1 protein-coding gene is annotated in these 405 nt (G+C 50.1%); it reads left to right on the top strand.

Going from position 1 to position 405, the window contains the following annotated elements; translation table 11 throughout:
- Window positions 1–316: sugar phosphate isomerase family (locus tag KJQ97_RS09610; protein WP_214120723.1), on the top strand; the 316-nt coding region annotated here is incomplete at its 5' end.
- Window positions 317–405 lie beyond the last annotated feature (89 nt).

Raw genomic sequence — 405 nt, 5'->3', positions numbered from 1 at the left:
CATCGGGTTTAATGAGCCGGGGTCTGCTTTTGACGGCAAGACGCAAAAGATTCACTTGACGGAATCAACGATCGCGGCAAATTCACGCTACTTCGAAAATGAAAATGACGTTCCGAAGTATGCATATTCGATGGGAATCGGCGAAATCATGCAGGCAAAGACCGTTTTGCTTGAGGCATACGGCAAGGATAAGGCGGACGCAATCAAGAAGATGGTTGAAGGAGAACCGACCGAAGAAGTTCCTGCAAGCGTTCTGCAAAATCATGATGATGCGATCGTTATTGTGGATGAGGATGCGGCAAGCTTGTTAAGGTAAAAGGTGCGAAGACCAGCCGCTCAACAAGGCGGTAGATAAGGAGGGGCGCGAGTGATCAGCGTAAGCGCAGTCACGACGCGGCACGAACT

This window comes from Campylobacter sp. 2018MI01, assembly GCF_018501205.1.
Taxonomy (GTDB): domain Bacteria; phylum Campylobacterota; class Campylobacteria; order Campylobacterales; family Campylobacteraceae; genus Campylobacter_E.
Note: the sequence above shows the minus strand (reverse complement) of the source record. Positions and strands in the feature narration are given on the sequence as shown.